Here is a 3,245-nt window from a genome sequence, read left to right as displayed (position 1 = left end):
GGACCGCCCTGCTGCGCCGGGGGCCGTGGGGCTACCTCCACGCCCGCCGCCCGGACGCCGCCCGGGCCGATCTCGTCGCCGACGGCCTCGCCGACCTCGTCCGCCTGGTCCCCGCGCTCACCTGATCAGGGGCGCAGCCGGCGGGCGAGGAGCTCGCGCAGCGCGCCGGTCTCCTCCCCGAGGCGGTTGAGCGACGCGAGGAACTCCCCGGGCGCGTCGAGCAGGCCGAGCATCCGGGCGGACACCGCCTCGCGGGCGGCCCGGCCCGCCTCGACCGCGGCCCTGCCGTGCGGCGTCAGCTCGATCATCCGTGCCCGCTGGTCGCCGGGGTCGGTCCGGCGTGCCACGTAGCCGATGCGCTCCATCTCCGCCGCCACCTTGGAGGCGCCCTGCGGGGTCATGCCGAGCAGCCCGGCCAGGTCGGAGACCCGTACGGGACCGGCGAGAAGGTGCTGGAAGACGTATCCGTGCACGGTGCGCACCTGGTCGTGCCCGGCGGCGGCCATCAGGGCGCGCACCTCGGCGTCGCAGGCCGCGGACAGAGCCGTGAACAGCAGGGTCAGATCGCTTGACACCACGTTCCGATGCTCCGATACTCAACCATGGTTTCGCAACTGAGGTTGAACAATTTGGAGGGTGTCCATGCGGTGTGATCCGGCCTTCGCGGCCGTCGCCGACGCGTTCCGGGAGACGGACGGAGGAGCGGGAGGCGGCGCCGCCCTCGCCGTGTACGCGGGCGGGCGCCTGGTCGTGGACCTCTGGCAGGGCACGGCCGACGCCGACGGCGTACGGCCCTGGGAACGGGACACGGTCGTCAACGTCTTCTCCGCGTCCAAGGGAATGCTGGCGACGCTCGCGCACCTGTACGTCCAGCGCGGGCTGCTCGATCTGGACGCCCCGGTGGCCCGTTACTGGCCGGAGTTCGCCACCCCCACCACCATCGCCGACCTGCTCGCGCACCGGGCCGGGCTGCCCGCCGTACGCCGGGAGCTGCCGCCGGGCTCCCTGTTCGACTGGGACGCGATGACCGCCGCGCTGGCGGCCGAGAGTCCGTGGTGGACGCCGGGGGAGCGGCACGGCTACCACGCGGTGACCTTCGGCTGGCTCGTCGGGGAGGTGCTGCGCCGTGTGAGCGGGCGGCCGGTCCGCGACCTGGTCCGCGACGAGCTGGGCGTCCCCGGCCTGTGGATCGGCCTGCCCCGCTCGGAGGCGGGCCGTGCGGCCTACCTCGCCCCGCCGCAGGCGGGGGACGCTCCGCCGGCGGCGTTGACGGCAGCCATGTCCGAGCCCGGCTCGATCACGATGATGGCCTTCGCGAACCCCGCCGAGCAGCTCACACCCGGTCTGGCCAACACGGCGCGCTGGCGGGCCGCCGAGATCCCCGCGTCCAACGGGCACGCCACCGCCAGAGCCCTCGCCACCCTGTACGGCCGGCTCGTGTCGTGCCGGAGGCGCGCCGCCGGGGGCACGGGCGGGATCCTCGGCCCGGACGTGCTGGGCCGGGCCGTCGCGCCCCGCAGCGAGGGACACGACGAGGTCCTTCTGGCGCGGACCAGGTTCGCACTGGGCTACATGCTCCCTTGCGAGATCCGGCCGTTCGCGCCGAACCCGCGCGCCTTCGGGCACAGCGGCTCGGGCGGGGCGCTCGCCTTCGCCGACCCGGACGCGGGGGTGGCCTTCGCCTACACGCCGAGTCGTCTCGTCGTCAGCGCGGCGGGACCCGACCCGAGGTGGGAGCCCATGGTCGCGGCGCTGTACGCCTGCCTGTGAGACGTCCGGCGCCGCGACGGGGGATGTCTCAGCCCTGCTGCTTCTTCTGCTTGACGGCGGTGACGAGCTCGTCCTTGGTCATCCCGGACGCGCCGTCGATCCCCAGCTCCTTGGCCTGGTGCAACAGCTCGTCCTTGGTCCGCGAGCGCAGCTTGAGCGGGGCGGCCAGCACCTCGGCCTTCCGCTTGCTGAAGGCCTTGCCGAGCCGGACCCGCTCCTCGAAGGGGACGGCCTTCTCCAGGACCGGGAGGATGTCGTTCTCCTCCTCCTCGACGTGGTGCGTCACCGCCCCGATGAGCTCCTGCAGAAGCGTGTCGAACTCGGGGCCGTCCGGGTCGGCCTCCAGGAGCTGGGAGAACATCTCCTCGGCCTCGTGGTGCTCCTCCGCGCCGTGGTGGACCTCCTCCTTCTCCTCGGGCCGCCGCCTGGCGAGCACGGGGTAGACCTCGTCCTCCTCGCCCTCGCTGTGCGCGACGAACTTCGCCGCCAGCTCCGCGAGCAGGGCCGGGCGGTTCTCCGGCATCTTCTGGAGCCGCTCGAACAGCGACTCCACGTCGCGGTGATCTTCCTTGATCAGGCTGATGACGTCGGTTGCCATGGATTCCTCCTGTGCGTGGACGCGCTCGCACTACCCGGCGCCGGAGGGATCACACCGGTCCTGTCCAGGGAGTACCGGCTCTCGTCCTCATGCCCTTCAACCGGCTCACAAGTGCGGGACGCCATCCTCCACACCATGAACCGCGAATCGGAGACGGGCCGCGCGTGTCGGCCCATGGGAGTTCGCCTAGCATCCGGCGTGGTGGCTCGTCCTGACATGCCTGGCGCCGGCACTGTGGCCGTCGTCATCGCCCGAGTGGCGGTGCGGCCCGCCCGCTGCCGTCTTCACCCCCTGGTACGGTGACCTGCCCCTCCCCTGCCAGAACTCTCTCGACCAGCGCCAGACCCAGCTTGTCCTGCTCGGACCGCTGGCGATCCCCCTCGCGGCCGGGGCCGCGAGGGCTCCCGGGAGGCGCTGAGCCCGGGACGATTTCAGGAGTCCCTGGTGAGAGTCCCCTCGTAGGCGAACAGCCCGAGGTCGTCGGTGTGTCGGTAGGCGAGACCGTCGCCCTCGCGCGTGAGCACGACGTCGCCCGGGACGCACTCCTGGGCATCTTCCAGCCGGAACGTGAGCGCGGAGCCGGAGCCGCCGGTCAGCCGCAGCGTGCCCTCGCACGAGTTCGCCGGCTCCTTCCACCTGCCGGACTTCTCGCCGCGCTTCAGCTCGATCTCGATGTCGTACTCGCTCGTGAGGAGCCCTGCGGTGGGCGCGATGTGACCCTGCCACTTGCCCGCGAACGCCTGCGGGATGGTCTTCGGGCCGGAGGCGGTCGAAGGGTAGGTCCCGTCCGTGCCGCCGGACGGGGCGTCCGTGGCCGCGGCGCCGGTCGGCGTCGGGTCCGCGGCGTACGTGCTCCGCGCGGGGGCGCTCGCCGTAG

4 protein-coding genes are annotated in these 3,245 nt (G+C 72.9%); 1 reads left to right on the top strand and 3 read right to left on the bottom strand.

Annotated elements, in window-relative coordinates:
* Window positions 1-125: 125 nt before the first annotated feature.
* Complete coding sequence (locus AB0J39_RS38900) at window positions 126-578, bottom strand: MarR family winged helix-turn-helix transcriptional regulator (protein WP_363474144.1); 453 nt, start codon at window positions 576-578, stop codon at window positions 126-128.
* 64 nt (window positions 579-642) lie between these two features.
* Here AB0J39_RS38900 and AB0J39_RS38895 point away from each other — a divergent pair, with 64 nt between their 5' ends.
* Window positions 643-1,770, top strand: coding sequence for a serine hydrolase domain-containing protein (locus AB0J39_RS38895; RefSeq protein ID WP_363474142.1), 1,128 nt, complete (start codon window positions 643-645; stop codon window positions 1,768-1,770).
* A 28-nt stretch (window positions 1,771-1,798) separates the two neighbouring features.
* On the opposite strand, the gene AB0J39_RS38890 is transcribed toward AB0J39_RS38895, so the two are convergent.
* Window positions 1,799-2,368, bottom strand: coding sequence for a hemerythrin domain-containing protein (locus AB0J39_RS38890; RefSeq protein WP_363474140.1), 570 nt, complete (start codon window positions 2,366-2,368; stop codon window positions 1,799-1,801).
* 431 nt (window positions 2,369-2,799) lie between these two features.
* A partial coding sequence (locus tag AB0J39_RS38885) for a hypothetical protein (protein ID WP_363474138.1) occupies window positions 2,800-3,245 on the bottom strand: 446 nt, incomplete at its 5' end.

It is taken from the genome of Microbispora sp. NPDC049633 (genome assembly GCF_040675265.1).
Taxonomy (GTDB): Bacteria; Actinomycetota; Actinomycetes; order Streptosporangiales; family Streptosporangiaceae; genus Microbispora; species Microbispora maris.
This window is presented reverse-complemented; position numbering and strand designations above follow the sequence as displayed.